The following is a 23,926-nucleotide window of genomic DNA, read 5'->3' on the forward strand; positions in this document are numbered from 1 at the left end:
ACGCGCGGACGTGACCTCCGCTATGCCGAGCGCAACTCCACGAGGCTGATCTGCGGCTCGGCGCCCACCCGCACCGGCGGACCCCAGAAACCGGCGCCGTTGGTCACGTAGACCTTCGTGCCGTCGACCTCGCCGAGCCCGCTCACCACCGGCTGCTGAAGACGGACCGCCAGGTTGAACGGCATCAGCTGCCCGCCGTGCGTGTGCCCGGAAAGCTGCAGGTCGACGCCGTAGCGGGCCGCCTGCTTGGCGGCGAGCGGCTGGTGTGCGAGCAGGACGACCGGGCGGCTCGGGTCGCGGTCGCCCAGGGCGGCCTCGAAGTCCGGGCCGGCGGCCAGGCCGGTGCCCTTGGGGTCCGCGTTCAGGTCGTTGACGCCGGCCAGGTCGAGCACACCGCCCCGGGCCTGGATCTCCTGCCGGCGGTTCTGCAGAACCCGCAGGCCGAGCCGGTCCACCTCCTGGACCCACTCCTCGACCCCCGAGTAGTACTCGTGGTTGCCGGTGACGAAGAAGTTGCCGTACCGGGAGCGCAGGTCACGCAGCGGCGCGGCGGCCGGGCCCAGCTCGGCGACCGAGCCGTCGACCAGGTCACCGACGACCGCGACCAGGTCCGCGTCGAGGCGGTTGATCGCGGCGACGATCCGTTCGGTGTGTGCCCGGCCGCGCAGCGGGCCGAGGTGGATGTCGGAGACGGTGGCGATACGCAGGCCGTCCATGCTGCGTGGAAGCTTGGCCAGGGGGATCCGCACCCGGTCGAGGCGGGGCGGGCCGAGCGCCGTGCGGACGCCGTACCCCGTGATGCCGGTGGCGGTGAGGCCGGCGAAGATGGCCGCGCCGCGCGCCAGCAGCAGGCGACGGGCCGGGTCGTGGTCCGGTGCCGCGACCGCGCCGGCGGCCGGCGGATCGGCGGGCCCGGCGGCCCCGACCAGCACCGGCTCGGGCGCGGCGGTGGTCGGCTCGGCGACGGTCACCCGGCGGCGTAGCACCAGACGCGCGATGAGCATCGGCACTTCCAGCACGACCAGCGTGACCAGCAGGTAGAACATGACGGCGAGCCACACGTAGCCCGGCCAGGCGAGCCAGTAGAGGCCGGCCTGCGTGCCGACGAGGGTGACCGGTACGAGCACCGCCAGCACTCCGGCGGCGATCCCGCCGACCCGCCGCCAGCGACCCGGCGTCGTCGTGTCCCGGACGAGACGCTTCCACAGGTAGAGGTGAATCAGCCCGGTGACCAGGGCCAGTACGCCCATGAACCCTAGAACCGCCAACATGTGCGCGCCCCCTCAGCCGCCCGCGAACGGGGGTAGGACATCGATCGTGGCCCCGCCCGGCAGGGGTGCCCGACGATCATGGCAGGTGACGCCGTCCACGAGGAAACTGGCCACCCGCAGCACGGCGGCCAGTCGGTCGCCGTGCCGCTGGGACAGCTCGGCCGTCAGGTCGTCGAGAGACCGGCCGGCAGGCGTGACCTCCTCCGAGCGGCCCGCGGCGGCCCGCGCCCCGGCGAAGTAGCGGACGGTCAACGGCCTCGGTTCCACGACTCAACCCCCGATCGCGGACATCGGCCGGGTCGGCTGGAGGAAGGTGGGGTCGTCGATGCCGTGCCCGGCCCGCTTGCCCCACATCGCGGTACGCCACCGCTGCGCCAACTCGTCGTCGGTCGCGTCGTCGCGCAGCGCCGCCCGTAGGTCGGACTCCTCGGTGGCGAACAGGCAGGCGCGCACCTGGCCGTCGGCGGTCAGCCGGGTTCGGTCGCAGTCGCCGCAGAAGGGCCGGGTGACGCTGGCGATCACGCCGACCCGGGCCGGGCCGCCGTCGACCAGCCAGGTCTCGGCGGGCGCCGCGCCGCGCTCGGCCGGGTCGGGGCTGAGGTCGAACTGGGTACGCAGGGAGGCCAGGATCTCCTCGGCGGTGACCATCGTGCTCCGGTCCCAGCCGTGCTGCGCGTCCAGCGGCATCTGCTCGATGATCCGCAGGTGGTAGCCGTGGTCGAGCGCGAAGCGGAGCAGGGCCGGCGCCTCGTCCTCGTTGACCCCACGCATCAGGACTGAGTTGATCTTCACGGGGTCGAGACCCGCGGCCGCCGCCCCGGCGAGCCCCGCCAGCACCGCGTCGAGGCGGGGACGGCGGGTGAGCTGGGCGAACCGGGCCGCGTCCAGGGTGTCCAGCGAGACGTTCACCCGGTCCAGGCCGGCCGTCCGCAGCGCGGGCGCCAGCCGGTCCAGGCCGATGCCGTTCGTGGTGAGCGAGATCCGGGGGCGCGGATCGAGCGCGGCGACCGCGCCCACGATGCCGAGCAGGCCGGGCCGGATCAACGGCTCCCCGCCGGTGAACCGCACCTCGGTCACGCCGAGCTGCTCGACGGCCACCCGGATCAGCCGGACGATCTCCTCGTCGGTGAGCAGCTCCGGGCCGGCCAACCAGGGCAGCCCTTCGGCCGGCATGCAGTACGTGCACCGCAGGTTGCACTTGTCGGTTAGGGAGACGCGCAGGTCCCGCGCGATGCGGCCGTACCGGTCGACGAGGACGCCGTCGGTACGTCGGTCGACACTCACCGGTCGACCGTAGCGCGCTCGACGCCGACCAGGGCGGCTCGGGCGACCCGGACAACCGCATCGCGGTAACCGGCGCCGAAGAGCGCGGTGTGCACGAGCAGCAGATGCAGCTGGTGCAGCGGCACCCGCTCGCGCCAACCGTCGGCCAGCGGCCAGCTCTCCCGGTAGGCGGCAAGGACCCGGTCCAGCTGCGCGACACCACCGAAGAGCGCCAGTTGGGCGAGGTCGGTCTCGCGGTGCCCGCCGTGCGCCGCCGGGTCGACCAGCCAGGCCCGCTCGTCGATGCCCCACAGCACGTTGCCCGGCCACAGGTCGCCGTGGACGCGGGCCGGCGGCTCGTCCCCGCCGAACTCACCGACGTGCCCGATCACCCGTTCGATGAGCGCGGCATCGCTGCTGGTCAGCGCACCGCCGTCGACGGACAGGCGTAGGTAGGGAACGAGTCGCCGCCGCGCGAACCACGTCGACCAGGGGCCGTCGTCGGGGGTGTTGTCCTGAGGAAGCGCACCGATGAAGCCGTCCCACGGCGCGCCGAAGGCAGGCGCGCCGGCCCGGTGCAGGGCGGCCAACTCCCGACCGAAGCGATCGGCGGCCTGCGGCGTCGGCTCGCCGGGCTCCACCCAGTCGAGCGCCAGCAGGTCGGGCAACGCCACGATCACCTCGGGTACGCCGATCGCGTCGGCCTCCCGCAGCCAGCGCAGCCCGGCGGCCTCGGCAGCGAAGAAGCCCTCGGGTGCCGGCCGGTCGGACCCCTCCGGCCAGGACTTCGCGAAGACCGAGTGACCGTCGTCCAGCGTCAGCCGGGCGGCGGCGCAGATGTCGCCTCCGGCGACCGGCGTCTCCCGGAGCCGCTGGTGGGTCCGGAACGTCGGCAGGTGTGCCGGGTGCGCGCGCAGGTACGCCAGGTCCATCAGCGCACGGTAGCGGCTGCCCATGACACCACGGTGTCCTGTGAGCACATCGAATCGCTTCTACCTCTGGGAATACGCTCCGTAGTTGTGGATAAGTCGCGTGTCATCCACAGGGTCTGGAAGGCTCCGCGGCTCGGACGCAGCCTTCCTGCATGACCTCGACCGAACGTCCGAAGCTCTCCGTCCGCTCGCCCGCAGATCTGATCGCCGCCGTGCCGTACCTGCTCGGCTTCCACCCGGCCGACAGCGTGGTCGCGGTGGCGCTGCGCGGTCGACAGATCATCTTCGCCGCCCGCGCCGACCTGCCCGAGCCGGCGACGGATCCGGTCGACCGTGCCCGGCACCTGGCCGGGGTGATCCACCGGCAGGGCGCGGACGCCGCCACCGTGGTGGGCTACGGGTCACCCGAGAGGGTGACCCCGAGCGTGGACGCGGTGCGCGCCGCCCTGACGGCGGCCGGCCTGGAGGTGCTCGACGCGCTGCGGGTGACCGACGGCCGGTGGTGGTCCTACCTGTGCACCGAGGTGGACTGCTGCCCGCCCGAGGGTCGGCGCTACGACCCGCAGGCCAATGCGGTGACCGCGTCGGCCGTGTTCGCCGGTCAGGTCGCCCTCCCCGATCGGGCGGCCCTCGTGGCGCAGGTGTCGCCGGTGGCCGGCCCGGCCCGCGAGGCGCTGCGGGCGGCCACCGTCCGGGCCGAGCGACGGCTAATCGAGCTGATCGAGCAGGCGCCCGCCAGCGACCTGCTGGGCGGGCGGGCCGTACGCTCCGCCGGGGTGACGGCGGTCCGCGACGCGCAACGACGACAGCGGCGCGGTGAGCGGCTCGACGACGACGAGGTGGCCTGGCTCAGCCTGCTCCTCGGGCACCTGCCGGTCCGCGACCACGCCTGGGAACGGACCGACGGCCGCGAGCGGGACATCGACCTCTGGACGGACGTGCTGCGCCGGGCCGAGCCGGAGTTGACCGCCGCGCCCGGCGCGCTCCTGGCGTTCGCGGCGTGGCGGGCGGGTCAGGGGGCCCTGGCGGCGGTCGCGCTGGAACGGACGCTGAGCCTGCACCCCGAATACTCGCTGGCCCTGCTCTTGGACGACCTGCTCCGGCGGGGCGTACCCCCCTCCGAACTGGACGGCTGGCCCTCGGTCGGTGTGCCCGGCGTGGTCCGCCCCCGCAAGCGACGTCGACGTGGCCGCCGCTGACCCGGGTCAGGTCGGCTGCTCGATGGTGATCCGCTGTGGGCCGGCGTACACGTTCATGGTCCGGCCGCGCAGGAATCCGACGAGCGTCATCCCCGCCTCCTCGGCCAGCTCGACCGCGAGGGTGCTCGGCGCGGACACTGCCGCCAGCAGCGGCAGTCCCGCCATCCAGGCCTTCTGGGTCAACTCGAAGCTCGCCCGGCCGGACACCAGCAGCAGGTGCCCGGTCAACGGCAGGTGCCGTTCCCGCACCGCCCAGCCGATGACCTTGTCCACGGCGTTGTGCCGGCCCACGTCCTCCCGCAGTGTCACCAGCTCTCCGGCCGGGGTGAACAGTCCCGCTGCGTGCAGCCCGCCGGTGCGGTCGAAGGCGTGCTGGGCGGCCCGCAGCCGGCCGGGCAGCTCGGCGAGGAGCGTGGCCGGTACGACGAGCGGGTCCTGGACGACCGGAAACAGCGAGCGGGTACGGACCGCGTCGATGCTGGCCTTGCCGCAGACCCCGCAGGAGCTGGTCGTGTAGAAGTTCCGGGACGGGTCGGTGGTTGGTTCCGGGACGCCGGGGGCCAGCACCACGTCCACCACGTTGTACGTGTTCGGAGTCTCCGCGCCGGAGCAGAGTTGAGCGGTCAGCACGTCGTCGGTGGACCGGATCAACCCCTCGGTCAGCAGGAAGCCGATCGCCAGGTCCAGGTCGTCTCCGGGGGTGCGCATGGTGACGGCGAGCGGCTTGCGTCGGTCCGGACCGGCCGGGCCGACCCGGATCTCCAACGGCTCCTCCACAGCGAGGGTGTCAGGCCGTCTGACGGCTGCGCGTCCGTCGGCCGCGTCCAGGTCGATCCGCAGTACGCGCCGTCGGTCAGTCGCCCGTCCCATCCCGCCATCCTGCACCCCGCCCCGGCCGGCCCGCACGGCCGCCGCCCATCAGGCACCCCGCAGCGCCCGGCGGCCGAGCGCCGGCACGGCTACCGTGACCGGATGGGGACGTACGCCGCCGTGGTGCTCGCGGGTGGGGCCGCCCGCCGGATGGGCGGGGTGGACAAGCCCGCGCTGCCGGTCGGTGGTCGCTCGATGCGCGACCGGGTGCTGGCCGCGGTGGGGGACGCCGCGCCGCGGGTGCTGGTCGGGCCCGCTGACGACGTGCCGGACGACGTACGGGTGACGCGCGAGGATCCGCCCGGAGGCGGGCCGGTCGCCGCGACGGCGGCCGGGTTGGCGCTGCTCGACCCCGACACGACGCTCGTCGCGCTGCTCGCCGCCGACCTGCCGCTGCTCACCCGCGCCGCGATCGGCGACCTGCTCACCCACCTCACCGCCGCGGGGAGGCCAGCACCAGCCGCCCCGGCGGACACCCCGGCACTCGCCGCCCCGGCGGACAGCCCGGCACTCGGCCTTCACCCTGAGGCTGTCGACGGGGTGTGCTTCGTCGACGCGGACGGACGGCGGCAGTCGCTCTGCGGAGTGTGGCGGGTCGACGCGCTGCGGGCCGGGCTGCTGCGGCTGGCCGCCGAGCGGGGCGGCAGTCCGGCCGGTGCTTCGATGCGGGCGCTGTTGGCCGGTCTGGCGATCCACGACGTGCCGTGGGCCGGTGCCGGTCCGCCGCCCTGGTTCGACTGCGACACTGACGAGGACGTACGCCGGGCGGAGGAGTGGGTGCGATGACGGTGTTGGACGACTGGGTCACGGCGGCCTGCGCCGAGGTGGGTCTGGACCCGGCCGAGGTGCCGGTTCCGGCGGTGCTGGACCTGGCCCGCGACGTCGCCCACCAGGTGGTGCGACCGGGTGCGCCGGTCAGCGCGTACCTCCTGGGGTTGGCCGTCGGTCGTGGCGCCGATCCGGCGGACGCCGCGGCCCGGCTCAGTGCCCTCGCGGCCGACTGGCCGGTCGGGCTCGACGCCGAACTCGCCGACCCCACCTCCTGACCGCCGCGCCCCGTGCGGGTGTCACGGCGCCGGGTGTCCGATCCCGGTCCGGGCTGATTCGAGCCGAGTGGACCGTGGGTAGGGTGATCGGAACGGACGGAGGCGATCATGACGGCTGACCACCCCTCGGCGTCGGATTCAGAGCCCGGCGGTACACCCGAGCCGGCGGAGTCGATCCTGCTCGACGACCCCAGCACCACCGATCTGCGGGCCAAGGTGACGGAGGCCTGGCGGGAGTTCGCCCGGATGCTCGCCCTGCGGCTACGGGAGCTACCGGCCGGCGCGCACCTCGAACTGACCCTCGATCCCACCGCCTCCGGTACGGGTGACGCCGTCTACTCGATCAGCGTCGACGCGACCGACGACGGCGGTCTCTCCGCTCGGGCGGTCGGTAACGCGGCGCTGCCGCAGGGCTACCGGCTGGACCGTGCCGCCGTGGCGGACATGGTGGCGCTCGGCTGGTCCCCGCCCGGCGTGGTGGCCGGCTCCGGCGGCGCGTTCGGGCTGGACGGCACGGTGGCGGAGGCCAACCGGATCGCCCCGCTGCTGTCCCGGACGCTGCGCGACGTGTACGGCGCACCCCACCCGGCCTTCCTCGTCTACCTGGTGCACGACGCCGACGGCGAGCCACTGGCCGTCGAGCCGTTGGGCACCGCGCGCAGCGAGTTCGGCCCGGACGCCGACGTGGAGGGGGACCTTCAGGAGGCGTTGGCCGAGGCGTCCGCCGACCGGGACGACGTGCTGGACCTGCCGGAGCGCGTCCGTACCGTCGTGTCCACGATGTTGAAGTCCGACGCCGAGCGGTTGCAGATCGACTCGGACGGCGACATCACCATCCGGGCCGGCTCGGCGATGGTCTTCGTGCGGGTGCGGGACAATCCGCCGCTGGTGGACGTCCTCTCCCCGGTCCTCACCGAGGTCGAGCCGACCGAACGGCTCTACGTCAAGCTGTCGGAGCTGACCAACCGCATGCCGATCGGTCGCCTGTACTGCGCCGACGACACGGTCTGGGCCTCCATCCCGGTCTTCGGCCGTAACTTCCAGGCGACCCATCTCATGCTGGCGGTGCAGGTGATGACCGGTCTCGCCGACGAGTTGGACGATCGCCTGCACGGTGAGTTCGGCGGTAAGCGCTTCTTCGGCGAGGGCGACAAGCCGGTCCGGAGTGACGATTCCCAGCACCGCACCGGCATGTACCTCTAGGCCACGTCCAACAGGGTCTTGCCGACCGTCGCGCGCGCCTCGATGGCGGCGTGCGCGTCGGCGGCGCGTTCGAGGGGGAAGCGCTGGCCGACCAGCGGCCGGAGCTGCCCGGCCGCCGCAGCCCCCAGGACCCCGATGGTGTACGCCCGCAGCCGCGCGGGCGGCACGTCCGGCCGGATCAGCGTGATCTGGCGTTCGGCGGCGGCATCCGGTGTGACGGGGGACCACTCGCCGCTGGCCAGCCCGTAGCTGATCATCCGGCCGCCCGGGTTCAACAGCTCGAACGCCGCCCTGGCCACCGAACCGCCGACGCCGTCGAACACCACGTCGACCCCGCCCACCGCGTCGCGGACGCCATCGGCCCAGCCCGGCCGTAGGTAGTCGACCGCCACGTCGGCGCCCAGCCCGGGCAGCAGGGCCACCTTGCGCGGTCCACCGGCCACGCCGATCACGTGTGCGCCGGCCCGCCTCGCGATCTGGACGAGCATGCTCCCCACCCCACCCGCGGCGGCCTCGACCAGCACGCGGTCGCCGGCGCGGACGCCGACCGCCTCGACGAGCATGGTGGCGGTACGCCCGTCGGCGAGCAGCGCCACGGCCGCGTCCAGCGCCAGCCCGGCCGGCACGTCGATGGGCGCGGACGCGTCCACCGCGACCTGTTCGGCGTACCCGCCGGCGCCGCCGGTGGCGGTGACCACCCGTTGCCCGATGCGGGCCGGGTCGACGTCCGACCCGACGGCGGTGATGACGCCGCCGACGCCGTTGCCGGGGATCAGCGGCGGGGTGTACCGGTTCGGCCCGGGACGCCCCGAGCGCTGCTGCGTCTCGACGAAGGTGACGTTCGCGTGCGCGACGTCGATCAACACCTGGCCGGGGCCGGGCGTCGGATCCGGCGCCGGGCCGGGCGTCAGCACCTCGGGACCGCCGAACTCACGTAGCCAGATCGCCCGCATCACTTCCCCCTCGTGTCGTGCCATGCCGCCACGAGTCCAACACCTGAACCAGACTTGAGGTCAAGCCGCGCATTGCGGGCCGAGCCGGGCGGCGGACGGTCAGGCGCCGGTGGACGGCCCGACGCCGGGGGATTCGACCAGCCGGGACAGCACGATGGTGCTGCGGGTGGACGTCACGAACGACTCGGCGCGCAGTCGCTCGAGGGCCGCCTCGAGGTGGGCGATGTCGGCGGCACGCAGGTGCACCAGCGCGTCCGCCTCGCCGGAGACGGTGTACGCGCCGACCACCTCGGGGTGTCGGCGGGCGGCCACGCCGATCTGCGCCGGGGTGGTCCGGCCGGCGCAGAACAGCTCGACGAACGCCTCGGTGGTCCAGCCGACGGCGGCCGGGTCGACGACAGCCGTGAATCCCCGGATGACGCCGGTGGCGCGCAGTCGGTCGACCCGGCGCTTGACTGCCGGGGCGGAGAGTGACACCCGGGTGCCGATGTCGGCGTACGACGCGCGGGCGTCGGCGACAAGCAACGCAATGATCCGCTGGTCAACGGCGTCTATCTGCAACGTTCCGCCTCTGGGAAGCAATGGTTGTGGCTGTTACCAAAGTTCAACGATACCTACTCTTGGTGACCGTGAACCAGCAGCGAGTCCCGCGAAAGCGGACATATCTCATGTGCTCGCCCGAGCATTTCGCGGTCGAGTACGCGATCAATCCGTGGATGGACGTGACCACCCCGGTCGACCGGGAACTGGCCGTCAAGCAGTGGGACCGGCTGTGCGACACGCTCGTCGGTCTCGGCCACGAGGTGCACCTGCTCACGCCGGAGCCGGGGCTGCCCGACATGGTGTTCGCCGCCAACGGCGCCTTCGTGGTCGACGGCAGCGTCTACGGCGCGCGGTTCAAGCACGAGCAGCGGACCGCCGAGGCCGCCGCGCACCACGCGTTCTACGAGCAGCAGGGTTGGCGTTTCCTCGCCCCGAACGAGACCAACGAGGGCGAGGGCGACTTCGCGTACGTGCCGGAGGCGCACGGCGGACTCATCCTGGCCGGGCACGGCTTCCGTACCGAGATTCCGGCACACGCCGAGGCGCAGGAGGCGCTGGGTCGGCCGGTGGTGTCGTTGCGGCTGGTCGACCCGCGCTTCTACCACCTGGACGTGGCGCTCGCCGCCCTCGACGACGCGAACATCGTCTACTTCCCCGGCGCGTTCTCCGCGGCCAGTCAGCGCGTCCTCACGCAGCTCTTCCCGGACGCGGTGATCGCCGACGACGAGGACGCGTTGTCCTTCGGGCTCAACCTGGTCAGCGACGGCGCGAACGTGGTGCTCAACAGCGAGGCCACCCGACTGGCGGGCAAGCTCAAGGCCGCCGGTTACACGCCGGTGCCGGTCGATTTGGCCGAGCTGAAGAAGGGCGGCGGCAGCGTGAAGTGCTGCATCGCCGAACTGCGGCACTGACCCGAACAGCGCCGAGTACGGCAGGGGCCGGCCTCCCGTGGGGAGGCCGGCCCCTGCTTCGTCCCGACAGCCTCTAGCCCAGCGTGGCCAGCTCGTTGATCAGCACGTTCGACATGACCTGACCGTCCTGCTGGACCTCCCGCAGGTACCACTTCTGCTGCGGGGTACGCGGCTGGTTGAACTGCCAGATGCCGCGCGGGCTGTCGATCTGGCCGATCTTGCCCAGCGCCAGGTTGACCTGCTGCGGGGTGGGCGTTCCGCCGGTCAGCTGGATGGCCTGGTCGAGCACCTGGGCCGCGTCGTACGACGCCATCGCGTAGGTCGTCGGCGTGCTCTGGTGCTTCTTGCGGTACGCCGAGGCGAAGACCCGGTTCGACGTGTTGTTGAGGTCGGCCGAGTAGTTCAGGGCGGTCTGGATGCCCAGCGCGTCCCGGCCCAGGCTATCCAGCACGGCGCCCTCGGTGAGGAAGCCGGGGGCGTACACGGGCCCGGAGAACTGGTCGCGGAGCTGCTTGATGAACTCGACGGCGGCCGCACCCGCGAAGAAGCAGAAGACAGCGGTCGGGTTCTTGCGCAGCGCCTTCTCGATGTCCGCCACATAGGTGGTCTTGCTCGGGTTCGGGGTGGGGCTGGTGTTGGTCACCGGGTCGGCGATGCGCGGGTCGGTGGGGCCGAACTCCTGCTTGAAGCCCCGCACGACGTCCGGGCTGCCCACGTTCTCCGGCACGATGATCGCGATCCGGCCGTTCGCCGGGAGCTGGTCGCGCAGGTAGCGGCCGAGTGCCCGCCCGGCCTCGTCCAGCACGTACGAGGTACGCCAGATGTAGACGACGCTCTGCAGGCTGCTCGGTGAGGCGTTCGACCCGATGAGCGGGATTCGGGCGTCCTCGATGGTGTCGCGGATACCCACCATCACCGACGAGTTGACCACGCCGGTGAGCGCCAGCACGTTCTGCTTGAGGAGCTGGTCGACGGCGGCCTTGCCGGTCTTGGCGGTCTCGCCCTCGTCGGCGGTGAGCAGCTCGACCGGATGCCCGCCCAGTTGCTGGTTGTGCAGGTCGAGGAAGAGCTGGAAGCCGTTGGTGATGTCGTCACCGATGGACTTGAAGCCGCCGCCCTTCGGTGCGATCAGACCAATCTTGATCGGGCTCTTGGTGGGGGTCGGCTGAGCCTCGGTGTCGGAGCCGCACGCGGTGGCGAATCCGGTCGTACCGAGCGCGGCCAGGAGTTGGAGCGCCCGCCTGCGATTCATCTGCGACACCGAGTTCCTTCCCAGGAGCGTTGCAGGGCGAACAGCGCCCCTCCGGCGTTCTACCTGCTCGGCGACGCTGCGTCAATGGCTAGTGATCATCGTGCAGGGACCGCAATGCATCGAGCACTCGGGGCCAAGCCGAGGACTCCGGATCGATCAGCCCGAAATGCTCGCATTCGGGCAGCTCGACAAGGGAAATATCGGATCCCACGGTACGAGCTGCCACCACGAAGTCCCGGCTCATCGAGACCGGCACCTGTTCGTCCAGTGAGCCGTGCATCACTACCGTGCGTGTTGGCATCGGTACCAATGATCGTGGATCGGCCGCCGCGTACCGGTCCGGCGCATCCCCCGGACCGCCGCCGAGCAGCGCGGCGACCGCACCGGAGTCCAGGTCCAGCCGGTACGCCTCGGCGAGATCGGCCACCGGGGCCAGGGCCAGCACCCCACCCACCGTCGACGGCGCGGTGGCCGCCGCGTACAACGCCAGGTGGCCACCGGCGGAATGACCGATCAGGATCGGCGCGGCCCCGCTCACCCGACCGGGCAGCGCCGGCGCGGCCAGCGCCGGCAGCGCCGCGATCCCGGCGAGGGCGTCCGTCAACGTGCCCGGCCAGCCACCACCCGGTTGCCCGGTACGTCGGTACTCCAGTTGCGCCACCGGGTACCCGTCGGCCGCGAGCGCGGCGGCCAGCGGTCCGGTGTGCCGCCGGTCGTATTCGGCCCGCCAGAAGCCCCCGTGCACCACGACGACCAGCGGCCGGGCCGGCCCGGAACCGGCTGGGCGGCGAAGGTCGGCGACCTGGTCGGGGTGGTCGCCGTACGCCACCGTCCGGTCCGGCGCGGGCGCCGGCCGGGTCAGCACGGCGCGTGGGTCGGCAGACATGGCGCGACGGTAGCGCGCCCCGCCCGGGTGGTTCGGTCCAGGGGAGTCGGTCCCGGGCGGCGTGGGCCGGACCTCCTGGGTAAAAATGGACCCCATGACCGCTGAGCAGAACGACCAGCCCGGCCCCGACGACTCCGGCCACTCCGGCACCGTGGTGGTGGTCGGTCCGGACGGGCGGCCGATCGGCACCGTGCAGACCGAGGAGGGTCAGGGTGAGGATCCGACCCGCCTGGTCGAGCAGCCGGCCAAGGTGATGCGGATCGGCAGCATGATCAAGCAGCTGCTGGAGGAGGTCAAGGCCGCTCCGCTGGACGACGCCAGCCGGCACCGGATGCGGGAGATCCACGAACGCTCGATCGTCGAGCTGAAGGAAGGTCTCGCGCCCGAGCTGCGCGACGAGTTGGAGCGGATCTCGCTGCCCTTCACCGAGGACAAGGCGCCCAGCGAGAGCGAGCTGCGCATCGCGCACGCCCAGCTCGTCGGCTGGTTGGAGGGCCTGTTCCACGGCATCCAGGCCGCCCTGGTCGCCCAGCAGATGGCCGCCCGGGTTCAGCTTGAGCAGATGCGCGGCGGCCGGCAGGCGCTGCCCAGCGGCCCCGGTGGGGTCGTCCCGGGCATGCCGGGCATCGGCCAGCCCGGCGGCGGTGAGGGTCACAACACCGGCCAGTACCTCTGACCGGTCACTGGACCCCGAAGACCTTCTCCAGGTACGCGGCCACGCCGTCGTCGGAGTTCGAGCCGGTCACCTCGTCGGCGACCGCGAGGACGGCGGGGTGCGCGTTGGCCACCGCCACGCCGCGCCCCGCCCAGCTCAGCATCGGTACGTCGTTCGGCATGTCGCCGAAGGCGACCACGTCCGCCGCGGCCACGCCGAGCCGGTCGCAGTACCAGTCGAGCCCGGCCGCCTTGGTCACCCCGGCCGCGGAGATCTCCACCAGCCCCGAGGACGACGAGTGCGTCGCCTCGGCCAGCCCTTGCAGCGCCCTGGCGATCAGCGCCGCGAACGCGTCCGGGTCCTGCTCGCCGGCCCGGGCGAGGAGCTTCACCGCCGGCACGGAGAGCAACTCCTCCGGTGTCTCGATCGGCCGGATGGCGTCGGCGTCGGCATCCCAGCGCAGCGGGTAGTCCGCCTCGTGACGCATCTCCCGGCTGTCCAGGATCTCCACGGCGAAGCTGATGCCGGGCACCTCGGCGCGCAGCCGCCGGGCCACCTCCACCAGATGCTGTGGCGCGAGCGGGTCGGCCCGTAACACCTCGTCGTTGACCGGGTCGTAGACCACGGCGCCGTTGGCGCAGACCGCCGGCAGAGGCTCGGTCAGCTGGTCGTACACCATCTTGAGCCAGCGGACCGGGCGGCCGGTGACCAGCACGACCGGCGTGCCTCGCGCGGAGATCCGCGCGAGCACGTCGGCGGTGTGCGGGCTGACCGTGTGGTCGTCGCGGATCAGCGTGCCGTCGATGTCCGTGGCTACCAGCCGGGGTGTCTCTCCCATCATCGGGAGAGTAGTCGGTCCAGATACACCGCCACTCCGTCGTCATCATTGCGCAGGGTCACCTCGTCGGCGGCCGCGCGGACGTCGGGGTGAGCGTTGGCGACCGCCACCCGCGACCAGCCGGCCCACTCGAACATCGGCAGGTCGTTGGGCATGTCGCCGAAGACCAGCACGTCGGCCGGGTCGACCCCGAGCGTCTGCGCCACGACGGTCAGCCCGGTCGCCTTGTCCACCCCGGGCGGGCAGATCTCGATGAAACCGAGCCCGGCCTGGGTGAGCGTGGCGACCTGCGGCTCGACGATCCGGCGGGCCACCGCCAGCAGTTCGTCCACGTGGTGGTCGGCGGTTCTGGCGAACGCCTTGAGCACGTCGCAGGAGAGGCACTCGTCGCGGGTGCGCGCCTCGAACCGGTCCTGGTAGGGCCAGCTCGGGTGGTAGTCACCCCAGAGCGGGGCGTCGTGCTCGTCGGACGCCTCGACCATCACGGTCAGCGGGCCGACCTCGGCCTCCAGGTCGGCGAGCAACCGGGCCAGCACCTCGGCGGGCAGGCGCTCGTCGCGGAGCACCACCGGGCCGGCCGGGTCGCTCTGGTCGACCACACGTCCGCCGCCGGCCATCACCAGGAAGTCGGCGGCGCGGATGTCGTTGCGGGTCAGCTCGGTCAGGCGAGGGCCGCGTCCGGTCGCGCCGACCACCGGAATACCGGCGGCCCGCACCCGGTCGAGCACCCCGTGGGTGTACGCGGAGACGGTGTCGTCGCTGCGGACGAGTGTTCCGTCGAGGTCGGTCGCGATCAGCTTGGGCAGTCCCGGGCGGGTCATCGTTCCTCCTTCGCCCACCGCCGTCGCAGCCAGCCGTGCGGTCCTGGTCGAGACCCGGCGTGACGGCGGGCAGCAACAGTACCTCGCCGAAAGGGTCGCAACCATGGCTTCCCGGCGAATCGGGCACCAACGCGCGCCACCCGCCAGGTGTCCAACCCCACCCGCGCCTCTCGCGCCCCGTTCCCGCGCCCGCGCCTCTCGCCCCGCCCTCGCCTCGCCGATCTTGCACTTTCGGTTGCTGATTTGTCGACTTATGCGCCTTATATGAGGACAGAAATCGCAAGATCGGCGCGGGCGCGGGGCGCGGGGGTGGGGGTGGGGTTAGGTGGGGTTTTCGGGGCGGGCGAAGGGGGTGGCCGGTTCCACCGTCAGATCGGCGGGGGCGGGTAGGCCGTCGTCGAGTGGACCCGGGTCCGGGCGGCGACGCCAGGAGCGCATCGCGGGTACGTCGGCGGCCGGGGCATCGTCGTCAGCCGGCCCGGCGGACGCGTCGGCCGGTACGGCCCCGGCCAGTCGCAGGGCGGCGGCGAAGAGGACGCACGCGACGAACGCCAGCACGAGACCGCGGCCGTACTCGACCCGGAACTCTTCCTCGGGCGAGTAGAGAAGGGCCCGCTCCCCGGTGTCGTGGAGCGTCGCGGTAGCGGCGACCAGCAACGCCAGGAGCGCGCCGGCCAGCGTGAGCCCGACCAGCCGCGCGTTCGCACGGACCGCCGCCGTGCCCCCCAGCGCCAGGGCCACGGCGCAGGCCAGGCCGAGCAGGCCGGCGAGATAAGCGACCCCGAAGCCGCCGATCTCGGACACGCTGGCCCGCACCTCGATCGTGTTGGGCCCCTCGGCCCCGCCGCTCGGCACGGTCGTCAGCAGCCACTCGCCGATCATCGACGCGATCCCGGCGACCGCGCCGAGGCCGGCCAGCAGCAGCGGCAGACGAGGGTCACGGGTCAGGCCGACCAGGGGATTACCGAACCGGCGTGTCCGCGCGGGCTCGTCGGCGCCCCACTCGATCACAGCCGGCGCGTCGGGCGAGTCTCCCTGCCGCGGAACGGGCAGATCCTCGGGCATCGGCCATCCCTCCGCCGGTCACGGGCCTGCGTCGAATCATGGCACAGCCCTCGGTCGCGGCGCTGCCGTCGACACCGCGCGCCCGCCCACGTCCGCCGCGCCGCCGATCACGGTGACGGGAATCGCAGGGCGGTCCTCGGTGCCGGCCGGTCGCCCGCAGGTCAGGTATCCGCTAGCGTTCTCAACATGCCTATCCGTACCGCTTCCGCACAATGGCAGGGCAATCTCACCGAGGGTTCCGGCACCGTCCGCACCGGTAAGGGCGGCCTGTCCGGCAACTACTCCTTCAAGTCGCGCTTCGAGGAGGGCGAGGGCACCAACCCCGAGGAGCTGATCGCCGCCGCGCACGCGGGCTGCTTCTCGATGGCGTTCTCGAAGGCCCTCGCCGACGCCGGCACCACGCCCACCTCGGTCGAGACCACCGCCAAGGTCCACCTGGACAAGACCGACGCCGGGTTCAGCGTGACCCGGATCGACCTCGAGACCGTCGGCCAGGTGCCCGGGGTCGACGAGGCGGAGTTCCAGAAGCTCGCCGAGGCCGCCAAGGCCAACTGCCCGATCTCCCGCCTGCTCTCGCCGGGTGCCGAGATCACCCTCACCGCCCGCCTGGCCGCCTGACCCGGCGACCCGCACACACGTGGACCACGGCCCGGGTCGCCGAGCGCGACCCGGCCGATCGGTCCCGCGTCGGGCAGAATGAACGTCGTGCCGGTGGAGATGACCCGCGAGCGCTTCGAGGAGCTGGTCGCTGACGCGCTCGACGAGGTGCCCGAAGGGCTTCTCGGCCTGATGAACAACGTGGTGATCCTCGTCGAGGACGACCCACCGCCGGGTGAGTCCGACCTGCTCGGCCTCTACGAGGGGCACGCGCTCACCAACCGGGGCTGGGACTACTCCGGCGTACTGCCGGACCGGATCTTCATCTACCGCCACCCGATCCTGCGGATCTGCGACAACGACGAGGACGTCGTCGACGAGGTGGCGGTGACAGTGGTGCACGAGATCGCCCACCACTTCGGCATCGACGACGAGCGGCTGCACGCCCTGGGCTGGGGCTGACGCGCGAGCCCCCCGTCCGCGCGCCGCTGAACCGATCGCCTCCGGTTGCCGTGGTCACCTACGGTCGATGCAGCGACCGCGACCATTTCAGGAGGAACCTTTCATGCGCAGCGAGCTGTTCTCGTCCGAGAATCTGGAGAAGGAGTCGGCGCAGGCGGGCATGCGTCTGCAGAACTCCAAGATGTTGAAGATCGAGCTCAACGGCGAGGCGATGGCCCGGGTCGGCTCGATGGTCGCCTACCAGGGCAACGTGCAGTTCCAGGCGCTGGGCTCGGGCGGCCTCGGCAAGTTCCTCAAGCAGAAGCTCACCGGCGAGGGCGTCCCCCTGATGAAGGTCACCGGCCAGGGTGACGTCTTCCTCGCCGAGCTGGCCAAGGACGTCCACATCATCGACCTGGAGCCGGGCGACGCGCTCTCTATCAACGGTTCCAGCGTGCTCGCCTTCGACTCGACCCTGCAGTACGACATCAGGATGGTCGGCGGCGCCGGCATGGCCTCCTCGTCCGGGCTGTTCAACTGCGTGTTCAGCGGGTACGGCCGGATCGCCATCACGACCAAGGGCACTCCCGTGGTGCTCAACGTGGACGCCCCGACGTACGTCGACCCGCAGGCGGCCGTCTGCTGGTCGGCCAACCTCCAGACCGGCTACCACCGAGCCGAGCAGCTCGGTCTCGGCACGCTGCTCGGTCGACGCACCGGCGAGTCGTTCACCATGAGCTTCGCCGGTCAGGGCTTCGTCGTGGTGCAGCCGTCCGAGGAGCCGCCCGTCATGGGCAGTGGTCAGCAGCAGCAGGAGGGTGGCCTGCTCGGCGGTCTGCTGAGCTGAGCGCCGATCCGGGTGGGGCGCGCTCCGGAGCACCCCACCCCCAGGGCCTCGGCGCTCGGCCCGGTCAGCTCATCTCGCCGGTGCGCAGCCGGGCCAGCCAGGCCGCCGCGTCGGCGTAGTCGACGTCCGACAGGCCGGCCGGCGCGGGCACCCGCCGCTCGCCGGCCTCGACCCAACGGTGTCGGGGATAGGACCCGAGGAAACGGACCTCCGCGCACACCCGGCGCAGCCCCTGCAACGCCTCACCCAGGCGTACGTCGGCCACGTGCCCGGTGCAGTCGAGGAAGAAGACGTACCGGCCCAGCGCCTCACCGGTCGGGCGGGACTCGATCCGGGTCAGGTTCACCCCGCGTACGGCCAGCTCGACCAGCACCGACAGCAGCGCGCCCACCCGGTCGTGAGCGATGTAGACGGCCAGTGAGGTGAGGTCGTCGCCACTCGGCGGTGGGGGTGGCCCGGGACGGGAGACCAGCACGAACCGGGTTACCGCGTCGGGGTGGTCGGCGATCTTCTCGGCGAGCAGCGTGAGCCGGTGCCGGGCCGCCCCGATGGGCGCGCAGATCGCCGCGTCGTACTCGCCGGACCCGGCGCCGGCCGCCGCCGCGCCGTTGGAGAGGACATCGACGACCGTCGCATCGGGCAGGTGGTCACGCAGCCAGCCGCGGCACTGGGTGGACGCCTGCGGGTGTGCCGCGATGGAGCGGACCGTCGACAGCGCGGTGCCTGTACGCGCGGCGAGCACGAACTCCACCGGCAGGACCACCTCGCGCGTGATCACCAGCGGCGCACCCTCGACGATCTCGTCGAGGGTGACGCCGACCGCCCCGCCGATCGAGTTCTCCAGCGGTACGAGCGCCGCGTCGGCCTCTGCGGCCCGGATGCTGTCGAGCGCCTCCCCGACGCTGCGAGCCGGCGTACGGGAGCCGTGTTCGGCTGCCGGGATGGTGCGCAGGGCCTGCTCGGCGAAGGTGCCCTCGGGGCCGAGGTACACGTAGCGCGTAGGCGGTGTTCCGGGCATGCCGCCCAGACTACGCACCCGGTCCGACCGCTGGAGATGGATCGCAGGCGAGCGTACGGATTCCGGCCGGCCCGGTGGCCCGGACCTCGATGGTGCACACGTCGGTGCCGGCCGTGACCAGTTGCAGAGCCGTCGGCCCGCCCTGGGTGACGACCTGAAGCTCCTCGTGCCCGGTCACCTCCAGCACGGTGTACTGCCAGTCCCCGGCGCACAACGGGCCGGTGCGGACCCGGACCCGGACGTTGTCCGGGAGCACCGAGGCCCGTCCCTGCAGCAACTGCACCACCCGCTGCCCGGTCGGCCCGTTCCGGCAGGTCGTCGCCACCAGGCCGGGCTCCGGAGTGGCCGCGTGGGTGGCGGGCGGCGGTGCGGTCGGCGCGGTCGAGGGCGTGCCGGTCGCGACGCCGGTCGGGCCCGACGGCCTGGGGCTGCCGGCCCCGGTGGGCACGCCGGTCGGGTCACGCAGTTCCGGAGGTGCTCCGCAGCCGGTCAGCGCTCCGATGGTGAGGAGCGCCAGCAGCGCCGCCCACGCGGGCGCGGTGGGGGCAGACGGGCGGCGGGGTGGGCTGAACGGCACGGGCCGGTCCTCGGGACATCGGGATACGTCGCGGCCGGGGTGGCCGAGCCCATCGTAGGGCGAGCGGTCGGCCGGGTGAAGCTCAGCCGAGGACGCGGTGTCCGGCGCGCTCCAACGCGGTTGTGCCCTCGGTCAGTCGGACGGCCGGCAGCAGCACGTAGTCGGTGTCGAAGGTGGAGAAGGTGACCACGCTGACCCGGGCCGCGGCGAGTGGGTCCACGAGCGCCGCGAGCGTGCCGGTGCCGTCCATGCCCGCCGGACCGGCGACGCGAAGGCAGCGCCAGATGGTCTCCACCACGGCCTCGTCGGGCAACCGATCGGCCGGGCAGATCACCGAGATCCCGTCGGCGGTCCAGCTCACCGTGACCACGTCGGCGCGACCCAGCCCGCTCGACAACTCGTCCGGCAGGGCGGTGCCGCCACCGAGCCGGCACACGGCGTACTCCCCCGGCAGCAGAGTGATATCGAGCATGAGGGCACCCTACGGCGTGGAACCGAGCCCATCTGGGCATCGCCGCGTGCGGCGAACACCACATCGCGCCGCAGGTCAGACCTCGGAGAAGAAGGTGAGCGAGCCCGCGACGGCGCCGTCGGAGAGCACCGGCGTGGAGATCGCGTCGACCGTCGCGTCAGGCCCCCCGCCGGAGGCGGCCTGCACCCGCAGCAGGCCCCGGGCGAGCCGGCCGGAGGAGAGCGCCAGCAGGGGCGGAATCTTGTCGATCTCGGCCTCGGTCAGCTCGCCCCGGTTCGCGGTGAAGTCGAGCAGGCGAAGGCCGCCGTCGAGCAGTGGACGCCCGATCAGGCCGGCGGGCTCGCCCAGGCAGAGCAGCGCGCAGCCGGCGGTGGAGATGGCCACCACCCGGGTGTCGGCGTCGATCAGCAGGCAGGGCTCGTCCGCCCGCCCGACGGTCGAGGACCACTGGCCGACATTGTCGAACTCAGACTCTGTCGAGGCTCGGGCCGAGGGCACGAACACTTCTGAGAGCGAGAGTTCGACGTGGGCCACCGCGCCTCCTATGTACAACGACGGACTGTCCACGCTAGCCGGTCAACGACGGATTCACCGAGCGAGCCGGGTCACCGCGCCGCAGCGGAGAACTCCCGGGCGGCCGGCGACGGCGCGGGAGCCGGTGGGTAGGTGGGGGACCGGGGCCGCGTGGCGTCGCCGGTGACGTTACCGGCGGTGGGCCGCCTTGTCAGCGGCCGTTCGGCCCTCCTCGTACCACCGGTAGTCGGCCGATGGACGGTACGTGCCGTTCAGCCAGGTGCTCGGGTGCTGTGCCACCCGTGCCAGCTTCTCGGCCGTGGTCGGGCTGATCCGGTTGCCACCGGCCACGAGAAGCCGGTCCAGCTCCCGGTGGGTGGCCATCAGGCAGTCCTTCGGGAGGCCGTAGACGCTGATCACGCCGGAACCCACGAAGGTCAGCACGGGCGTCACCGGGATGGTCAGCCCCACCGCCTCGGAGAGGACCTTGCTGGCCCGCTTGGCGTCCCGGCGGGCCTCGGTCACGTACGGGGGCCGCTTCCCGTTGATCTGTACGACGTCCCCGGCGACGAGCACCCGGGCCCGGCCGTGGTCGGCGATGGTCACCGCGAACAGGCCGCTCGGCCCGATGGCGAGGAAACCGGCGCGGTCGTCCTGCGCGCGGTCGAGCAGGACGTCCGCCACGTCGGTGCGGGGCCACTCGATGACGTGCCAGGACGGCCCGAGGTGGTCGAGTTGACCGAGTGCCCGCGCGCCGGCCGCCTCCAGCCGACGGGCGCCTCGCTCGGCACGGCGGCGTCGGGCCCACTCGAGCGGTGTGGGGCGGATCGGTTCGAGAGCCCCCGGCGCCTCGACGCGGGGGTGGGGAACCGCGATGGGCGGCAGTGCCCGTGCGGTCGGTACGGCTCGTCGTGCGGGAAAGACAGTCATCGCGACCTCCGGCAAAAGGTCCCTCGAAGTTATGTCCTCACTACCCTACGTTGCCACTGTGGGTGTTCGGCAAGCCGGAACGCCGGAGTGACTGTGGATGAATGCCATATTCATCCACAGTTCTTTTCTCGGATGCCGCCAAACCCTGCCCTACGCTGCGGGAGTGACCCACTACGTCGACAGTGAAGTCGGCCGGCTCGGCACCGTCCTGCTGCACCGGCCCGGCCCGGAACTGGCCCGGCTCACCCCGCGCAACAACGACTCGCTCCTGTTCGACGCGATCCCCTGGGTCGGCCGCGCGCAGGAGGAGCACGACGCCTTCGCGGCGGCGCTGCGCGAGCGCGGGGTCGAGGTGCTCTACCTGGCCACCCTGCTGGCCGAGACGCTGGCCGTCGAGGACGCCCGCGCCGAACTGACCGAGCAGGTGCTGCGCTCGCGCCGCCTCGGCGACACGCTCCGCGCCCGGGTCGCCGACCACCTCGCCTACCTGGACCCGGCCGCGCTGGCCGACGTGCTGACCGCCGGGCTGGCCCACGAGGAGCTGCGGATCAGCTCGGAGCGGCCGGGCGGGCTCGTCTACACCCTGATGGACCGGCACGACTTCGTCATCGACCCGCTGCCCAACCTGCTCTTCACCCGGGACTCGTCGCTGTGGATCGGCGACCGGGTCGGCGTCACCAGCCTCGCCATGCCGGCCCGCCGCCGGGAGACCACCCTGACCGACGCCATCTACCGGCACCACCCCCGGTTCGCCGGCACCGAGTTCGTCTACCGCCCCGACCTGGAACACCTGGAGGGCGGGGACGTGCTGCTGCTCGCACCCGGCGTGCTGGCGGTCGGCGTGGGTGAGCGGACCACCCCGGCGGGCGCGGAACGCCTCGGCCGGCAGGTCTTCGCCGCCGGCCTGGCCCACACCATCCTGGTGGTGCCGATCGCCCAGAAACGCGCCACGATGCACCTGGACACCGTCTGCACGATGGTCGACGTCGACGCCGTCCTGATGTATCCGAACATCGCCAGCACGCTCTCGGCGTACACCGTCATCGCCGGCGCGGACGGCGAGGACCCACGGGTGGACGGCCCGGCGCCCTTCCTGCGAGCCGCCGCCGACGCGATGGACCTGGACCAGCTGCGGGTCATCGACACCGGCCTGGACCCGGTGACCGCGGAACGCGAACAGTGGGACGACGGCAACAACACCCTCGCCCTCGCGCCCCGGCTGTGCGTCGGTTATGAGCGCAACACGGAGACCAACGCGCAGTTGGAGCGGGCCGGCATCGAGATCATCCCGATCGCCGGTTCGGAGTTGGGCTCCGGCCGGGGCGGCCCGCGCTGCATGTCCTGCCCGATCGTCCGCGCCCCCCTGAAGGAAGGGCCCCCTGCTAACGCCTAGTGCATAGCAAGGGGCCCTTCCTAACAACGCCTCAGCGCAGGGTGAGCTGTCGGCCGAGCAACCCCTGGCGGGCCCGCCGGCCGGCGGCGTCCAACACCTCGGTGCTGGCGAGAGCCTCCGCGTACCGCTTGGCAAACTGCGCCACCGGGTCCTCCCACTCGCTCGCCGGCGTCTCCTCGGGCAGGTCCCAGACGGGTACGAGCCGGCCGTGGGCGCGGAACATCCCGGCGAACTTGGTCTGGTCGCCGAGCGTCAGCGTGCCGGCCGCGCCGAGCCGGGCCAGCGCGTCGAGGGCGGCGTCCTCGTCGTCCGGCAGCACCCAGCGCACGTGCGCCTTCTCGGGGACCCGGCACCAGTACGCGGCCTTCGCGGAGGTCATCCGCACCGTCGGGTAGATGGCGGCGTTCGCCCGCTCCAGGGACGCCTGGACGCTCGGGTCATCGGTCGCGCCGGGATCGAGCCAGAACTCGAACCCGTCGTGCATGCTGATCCCCAGCGGGCCGTCCACGAGGATGTCCTGAAGTCGCGGCCCGGGGCCGGGCAGCGGCGGCACGGAAACCTGGCCGCCCGGCTCGGTGCGCAGCGCGCTGAGGAGCGCCTCGGCCAGGTCCCGGGAGACATCGCCGGACTGCTGGTGACGCTGTAGACCGATGAGCACCTGGCCGTCCGGCTTGCTCACCGCCGGCGCGGCCATCGGCAGCACCGTGGCCAGGGTCGCCGACCGGTCGCCGAACTCCTCGACCAGGGCGGGCGCCAGGCGCAGCGGGGCGGACGCGGCGGGCACCAGCTCGCGCAGCGCGATCCACTCGGGCTCGTCGACCAGGCCCTCGAAGGGACGCGGCACGAAGACGTCCCGCACCTTGTCCCGACGGGGAGTGGTGTCGCTGGCTGCTCGCTGGCTCTTTCGACGCTTGCTCACGGCGTCACAGCCTAGAGCCCCGCCGGCCCCGGCATGACCCGGACCCACCCAACCCAGCGCGAGTTGATCATGAAGGTGTTAGCCGGCCGGCACCAGGCCGGGGGTGGGAGTGGGGTCGAACTCCGCCCAGACGCGCTGACCCATACCGTCCCGCTCGACACCCCAGCGGGTCGCCAGGCCGGCGACGATGTGCAGGCCCCGCCCGTCCGCCGCGTCGAGGCCGGCGGTGCGGATCCGTGGGCCGGTGGCCGCGCCGCCGTCGGTCACCCGCAACTGGATCCGTGGGCCGTCGGCGGACGGCCGCAGCCGCCAGGCCACCCGGACCACGCCGCCGGGCAGCGGGTGGGCGTGCCGGACCGAGTTGCCCACCAGTTCGGCGAGCACCGCGATCAGATCCGCGAGGAGCGCCGGGGGCACGACGTCCGCCAGGTCGTCGGCGAGCCGATGCCGGGCCAGTCGTGCGCCGGCGGGGTGGTGGGGAACCACCACGCACCACGCCCGATCCCTCGCC

29 protein-coding genes are annotated in these 23,926 nt (G+C 72.6%); 10 read left to right on the plus strand and 19 right to left on the minus strand.

Annotated features, from left to right (window positions below):
- Positions 1-20: 20 nt before the first annotated feature.
- The 4 genes from ACIBTX_RS05530 to ACIBTX_RS05545 are packed head-to-tail and all read right to left on the minus strand — an operon-like array spanning position 21 to position 3,466.
- The gene (locus ACIBTX_RS05530; RefSeq protein ID WP_357392275.1) at positions 21-1,271 is read right to left on the minus strand and encodes a metallophosphoesterase; all 1,251 of its coding nucleotides are present in this window, start codon (positions 1,269-1,271) and stop codon (positions 21-23) included.
- Positions 1,272-1,283: 12 nt separating this feature from the next.
- Entirely contained in the window at positions 1,284-1,538 is a 255-nt protein-coding gene (locus ACIBTX_RS05535) for a MoaD/ThiS family protein (RefSeq protein WP_355048625.1), read from the minus strand.
- A 3-nt stretch (positions 1,539-1,541) separates the two neighbouring features.
- Complete coding sequence (moaA, locus tag ACIBTX_RS05540) at positions 1,542-2,555, minus strand: GTP 3',8-cyclase MoaA (protein WP_357131425.1); 1,014 nt, start codon at positions 2,553-2,555, stop codon at positions 1,542-1,544.
- Complete coding sequence (locus ACIBTX_RS05545) at positions 2,552-3,466, minus strand: fructosamine kinase family protein (protein ID WP_357131812.1); 915 nt, start codon at positions 3,464-3,466, stop codon at positions 2,552-2,554. The genes moaA and ACIBTX_RS05545 overlap by 4 nt, the downstream gene beginning before the upstream one ends.
- Before the next feature lie 152 nt (positions 3,467-3,618).
- Between ACIBTX_RS05545 and ACIBTX_RS05550 the strand changes: the two genes are divergently transcribed.
- The gene (locus tag ACIBTX_RS05550) at positions 3,619-4,665 is read left to right on the plus strand and encodes a DUF4192 domain-containing protein (RefSeq protein ID WP_357131429.1); all 1,047 of its coding nucleotides are present in this window, start codon (positions 3,619-3,621) and stop codon (positions 4,663-4,665) included.
- Positions 4,666-4,671: 6 nt separating this feature from the next.
- On the opposite strand, the gene fdhD is transcribed toward ACIBTX_RS05550, so the two are convergent.
- Complete coding sequence (gene fdhD / locus ACIBTX_RS05555; RefSeq protein ID WP_396832079.1) at positions 4,672-5,535, minus strand: formate dehydrogenase accessory sulfurtransferase FdhD; 864 nt, start codon at positions 5,533-5,535, stop codon at positions 4,672-4,674.
- A gap of 102 nt (positions 5,536-5,637) precedes the next feature.
- Here fdhD and ACIBTX_RS05560 point away from each other — a divergent pair, with 102 nt between their 5' ends.
- The 3 genes from ACIBTX_RS05560 (at position 5,638) to ACIBTX_RS05570 (ending at position 7,784) form a co-directional block, all read left to right on the plus strand.
- Positions 5,638-6,321: an NTP transferase domain-containing protein gene (locus ACIBTX_RS05560; RefSeq protein ID WP_357171773.1), complete on the plus strand. Its 684-nt coding sequence runs from the start codon at positions 5,638-5,640 to the stop codon at positions 6,319-6,321.
- Positions 6,318-6,581 (plus strand): DUF6457 domain-containing protein, encoded by a 264-nt coding sequence (locus ACIBTX_RS05565; RefSeq protein ID WP_357131438.1) that lies wholly within the window; start codon positions 6,318-6,320, stop codon positions 6,579-6,581. Before ACIBTX_RS05560 ends, ACIBTX_RS05565 begins: the two co-directional genes overlap by 4 nt.
- 108 nt (positions 6,582-6,689) lie before the next feature.
- Complete coding sequence (locus tag ACIBTX_RS05570) at positions 6,690-7,784, plus strand: T3SS (YopN, CesT) and YbjN peptide-binding chaperone 1 (protein ID WP_357171774.1); 1,095 nt, start codon at positions 6,690-6,692, stop codon at positions 7,782-7,784.
- Here the strand turns inward: ACIBTX_RS05570 and ACIBTX_RS05575 are convergent.
- Together ACIBTX_RS05575 and ACIBTX_RS05580 are read right to left on the minus strand one after the other, a co-directional pair.
- Positions 7,781-8,737, minus strand: coding sequence for a zinc-binding dehydrogenase (locus ACIBTX_RS05575; RefSeq protein WP_396832080.1), 957 nt, complete (start codon positions 8,735-8,737; stop codon positions 7,781-7,783). The two genes, ACIBTX_RS05570 and ACIBTX_RS05575, sit on opposite strands and share 4 nt — an antisense overlap.
- A 99-nt stretch (positions 8,738-8,836) precedes the next feature.
- Entirely contained in the window at positions 8,837-9,298 is a 462-nt protein-coding gene (locus ACIBTX_RS05580; protein ID WP_354814963.1) for an Lrp/AsnC family transcriptional regulator, read from the minus strand.
- A gap of 59 nt (positions 9,299-9,357) precedes the next feature.
- Between ACIBTX_RS05580 and ddaH the strand changes: the two genes are divergently transcribed.
- The gene (gene ddaH, locus ACIBTX_RS05585) at positions 9,358-10,191 is read left to right on the plus strand and encodes a dimethylargininase (protein WP_396832081.1); all 834 of its coding nucleotides are present in this window, start codon (positions 9,358-9,360) and stop codon (positions 10,189-10,191) included.
- A gap of 73 nt (positions 10,192-10,264) precedes the next feature.
- On the opposite strand, the gene ACIBTX_RS05590 is transcribed toward ddaH, so the two are convergent.
- Both ACIBTX_RS05590 and ACIBTX_RS05595 read right to left on the minus strand, forming a co-directional pair.
- Positions 10,265-11,452, minus strand: a complete 1,188-nt coding sequence (locus ACIBTX_RS05590) for an ABC transporter substrate-binding protein (protein WP_357131451.1) — start codon at positions 11,450-11,452, stop codon at positions 10,265-10,267.
- A gap of 79 nt (positions 11,453-11,531) precedes the next feature.
- Positions 11,532-12,329, minus strand: coding sequence for an alpha/beta hydrolase family protein (locus tag ACIBTX_RS05595; RefSeq protein ID WP_396832082.1), 798 nt, complete (start codon positions 12,327-12,329; stop codon positions 11,532-11,534).
- Between the two features lie 85 nt (positions 12,330-12,414).
- Between ACIBTX_RS05595 and ACIBTX_RS05600 the strand changes: the two genes are divergently transcribed.
- On the plus strand, positions 12,415-13,005 hold the full coding sequence (locus tag ACIBTX_RS05600; RefSeq protein ID WP_357131456.1) for a bacterial proteasome activator family protein: 591 nt from the start codon (positions 12,415-12,417) through the stop codon (positions 13,003-13,005).
- Between the two features lie 4 nt (positions 13,006-13,009).
- On the opposite strand, the gene ACIBTX_RS05605 is transcribed toward ACIBTX_RS05600, so the two are convergent.
- The 3 genes from ACIBTX_RS05605 to ACIBTX_RS05615 all read right to left on the minus strand — a co-directional run bounded on the left by ACIBTX_RS05605 (position 13,010) and on the right by ACIBTX_RS05615 (position 15,708).
- Positions 13,010-13,822 carry an HAD family hydrolase gene (locus ACIBTX_RS05605; RefSeq protein ID WP_357131459.1) on the minus strand — a complete coding sequence of 271 codons (813 nt, stop codon included), beginning with the start codon at positions 13,820-13,822 and terminating at the stop codon, positions 13,010-13,012.
- Positions 13,822-14,643, minus strand: a complete 822-nt coding sequence (locus ACIBTX_RS05610; protein WP_355048642.1) for an HAD hydrolase family protein — start codon at positions 14,641-14,643, stop codon at positions 13,822-13,824. Before ACIBTX_RS05610 ends, ACIBTX_RS05605 begins: the two co-directional genes overlap by 1 nt.
- Before the next feature lie 321 nt (positions 14,644-14,964).
- Positions 14,965-15,708 carry a hypothetical protein gene (locus ACIBTX_RS05615; RefSeq protein WP_357171777.1) on the minus strand — a complete coding sequence of 248 codons (744 nt, stop codon included), beginning with the start codon at positions 15,706-15,708 and terminating at the stop codon, positions 14,965-14,967.
- A gap of 186 nt (positions 15,709-15,894) precedes the next feature.
- Between ACIBTX_RS05615 and ACIBTX_RS05620 the strand changes: the two genes are divergently transcribed.
- From ACIBTX_RS05620 to ACIBTX_RS05630, 3 genes are all read left to right on the plus strand, one after another.
- Positions 15,895-16,326 (plus strand): OsmC family protein, encoded by a 432-nt coding sequence (locus tag ACIBTX_RS05620; RefSeq protein WP_355048644.1) that lies wholly within the window; start codon positions 15,895-15,897, stop codon positions 16,324-16,326.
- Between the two features lie 93 nt (positions 16,327-16,419).
- Positions 16,420-16,767, plus strand: a complete 348-nt coding sequence (locus tag ACIBTX_RS05625; protein WP_357131815.1) for a metallopeptidase family protein — start codon at positions 16,420-16,422, stop codon at positions 16,765-16,767.
- Between the two features lie 103 nt (positions 16,768-16,870).
- Positions 16,871-17,593, plus strand: coding sequence for an AIM24 family protein (locus tag ACIBTX_RS05630; RefSeq protein ID WP_357131467.1), 723 nt, complete (start codon positions 16,871-16,873; stop codon positions 17,591-17,593).
- A 64-nt stretch (positions 17,594-17,657) separates the two neighbouring features.
- Here ACIBTX_RS05630 and pheA read toward each other — a convergent pair whose 3' ends face one another.
- The 5 genes from pheA to ACIBTX_RS05655 all read right to left on the minus strand — a co-directional run bounded on the left by pheA (position 17,658) and on the right by ACIBTX_RS05655 (position 21,103).
- Positions 17,658-18,611, minus strand: a complete 954-nt coding sequence (gene pheA, locus ACIBTX_RS05635) for a prephenate dehydratase (protein ID WP_357131471.1) — start codon at positions 18,609-18,611, stop codon at positions 17,658-17,660.
- A 10-nt stretch (positions 18,612-18,621) separates the two neighbouring features.
- Positions 18,622-19,188 carry a hypothetical protein gene (locus ACIBTX_RS05640; protein WP_357392286.1) on the minus strand — a complete coding sequence of 189 codons (567 nt, stop codon included), beginning with the start codon at positions 19,186-19,188 and terminating at the stop codon, positions 18,622-18,624.
- 82 nt (positions 19,189-19,270) lie between these two features.
- A complete protein-coding gene (locus ACIBTX_RS05645) occupies positions 19,271-19,660 on the minus strand; it encodes an ACT domain-containing protein (protein WP_357131477.1) in 390 nt (129 codons plus the stop codon).
- A 75-nt stretch (positions 19,661-19,735) separates the two neighbouring features.
- Positions 19,736-20,194, minus strand: coding sequence for a hypothetical protein (locus tag ACIBTX_RS05650; RefSeq protein ID WP_357131480.1), 459 nt, complete (start codon positions 20,192-20,194; stop codon positions 19,736-19,738).
- 168 nt (positions 20,195-20,362) lie between these two features.
- Positions 20,363-21,103, minus strand: a complete 741-nt coding sequence (locus tag ACIBTX_RS05655) for a hypothetical protein (protein WP_357392287.1) — start codon at positions 21,101-21,103, stop codon at positions 20,363-20,365.
- A 163-nt stretch (positions 21,104-21,266) separates the two neighbouring features.
- On the opposite strand from ACIBTX_RS05655, the gene ACIBTX_RS05660 reads away from it, so the two are divergent.
- Positions 21,267-22,496, plus strand: coding sequence for an arginine deiminase (locus tag ACIBTX_RS05660; RefSeq protein WP_357392288.1), 1,230 nt, complete (start codon positions 21,267-21,269; stop codon positions 22,494-22,496).
- Between the two features lie 31 nt (positions 22,497-22,527).
- On the opposite strand, the gene ACIBTX_RS05665 is transcribed toward ACIBTX_RS05660, so the two are convergent.
- Positions 22,528-23,415: a DUF5926 family protein gene (locus ACIBTX_RS05665; protein WP_396832083.1), complete on the minus strand. Its 888-nt coding sequence runs from the start codon at positions 23,413-23,415 to the stop codon at positions 22,528-22,530.
- A gap of 78 nt (positions 23,416-23,493) precedes the next feature.
- Positions 23,494-23,904 carry an ATP-binding protein gene (locus ACIBTX_RS05670; RefSeq protein WP_357131818.1) on the minus strand — a complete coding sequence of 137 codons (411 nt, stop codon included), beginning with the start codon at positions 23,902-23,904 and terminating at the stop codon, positions 23,494-23,496.
- Between the last annotated feature and the right edge of the window lie 22 nt (positions 23,905-23,926).

Source organism: Micromonospora sp. NPDC049359 (assembly GCF_044466585.1).
Lineage (GTDB): Bacteria > Actinomycetota > Actinomycetes > Mycobacteriales > Micromonosporaceae > Micromonospora.

Bases quoted from the DNA above. Each gene is read 5' to 3' on its own strand.
- pheA (WP_357131471.1), bottom strand. From the start codon at position 18,611: ATGCCCGGAACACCGCCTACGCGCTACGTGTACCTCGGCCCCGAGGGC.
- ACIBTX_RS05600 (WP_357131456.1), top strand. From the start codon at position 12,415: ATGGACCCCATGACCGCTGAGCAGAACGACCAGCCCGGCCCCGACGAC.
- ACIBTX_RS05550 (WP_357131429.1), top strand. From the start codon at position 3,619: ATGACCTCGACCGAACGTCCGAAGCTCTCCGTCCGCTCGCCCGCAGAT.
- ACIBTX_RS05610 (WP_355048642.1), bottom strand. From the start codon at position 14,643: ATGACCCGCCCGGGACTGCCCAAGCTGATCGCGACCGACCTCGACGGA.
- ACIBTX_RS05605 (WP_357131459.1), bottom strand. From the start codon at position 13,822: ATGGGAGAGACACCCCGGCTGGTAGCCACGGACATCGACGGCACGCTG.
- ACIBTX_RS05545 (WP_357131812.1), bottom strand. From the start codon at position 3,466: ATGGACCTGGCGTACCTGCGCGCGCACCCGGCACACCTGCCGACGTTC.
- fdhD (WP_396832079.1), bottom strand. From the start codon at position 5,535: ATGGGACGGGCGACTGACCGACGGCGCGTACTGCGGATCGACCTGGAC.
- ACIBTX_RS05630 (WP_357131467.1), top strand. From the start codon at position 16,871: ATGCGCAGCGAGCTGTTCTCGTCCGAGAATCTGGAGAAGGAGTCGGCG.
- ACIBTX_RS05645 (WP_357131477.1), bottom strand. From the start codon at position 19,660: ATGCTCGATATCACTCTGCTGCCGGGGGAGTACGCCGTGTGCCGGCTC.
- ACIBTX_RS05570 (WP_357171774.1), top strand. From the start codon at position 6,690: ATGACGGCTGACCACCCCTCGGCGTCGGATTCAGAGCCCGGCGGTACA.
- ACIBTX_RS05560 (WP_357171773.1), top strand. From the start codon at position 5,638: ATGGGGACGTACGCCGCCGTGGTGCTCGCGGGTGGGGCCGCCCGCCGG.
- ACIBTX_RS05595 (WP_396832082.1), bottom strand. From the start codon at position 12,329: ATGTCTGCCGACCCACGCGCCGTGCTGACCCGGCCGGCGCCCGCGCCG.
- ACIBTX_RS05565 (WP_357131438.1), top strand. From the start codon at position 6,318: ATGACGGTGTTGGACGACTGGGTCACGGCGGCCTGCGCCGAGGTGGGT.
- ACIBTX_RS05615 (WP_357171777.1), bottom strand. From the start codon at position 15,708: ATGCCCGAGGATCTGCCCGTTCCGCGGCAGGGAGACTCGCCCGACGCG.
- ACIBTX_RS05575 (WP_396832080.1), bottom strand. From the start codon at position 8,737: ATGCGGGCGATCTGGCTACGTGAGTTCGGCGGTCCCGAGGTGCTGACG.
- ACIBTX_RS05530 (WP_357392275.1), bottom strand. From the start codon at position 1,271: ATGTTGGCGGTTCTAGGGTTCATGGGCGTACTGGCCCTGGTCACCGGG.
- ACIBTX_RS05655 (WP_357392287.1), bottom strand. From the start codon at position 21,103: ATGACTGTCTTTCCCGCACGACGAGCCGTACCGACCGCACGGGCACTG.
- ACIBTX_RS05620 (WP_355048644.1), top strand. From the start codon at position 15,895: ATGCCTATCCGTACCGCTTCCGCACAATGGCAGGGCAATCTCACCGAG.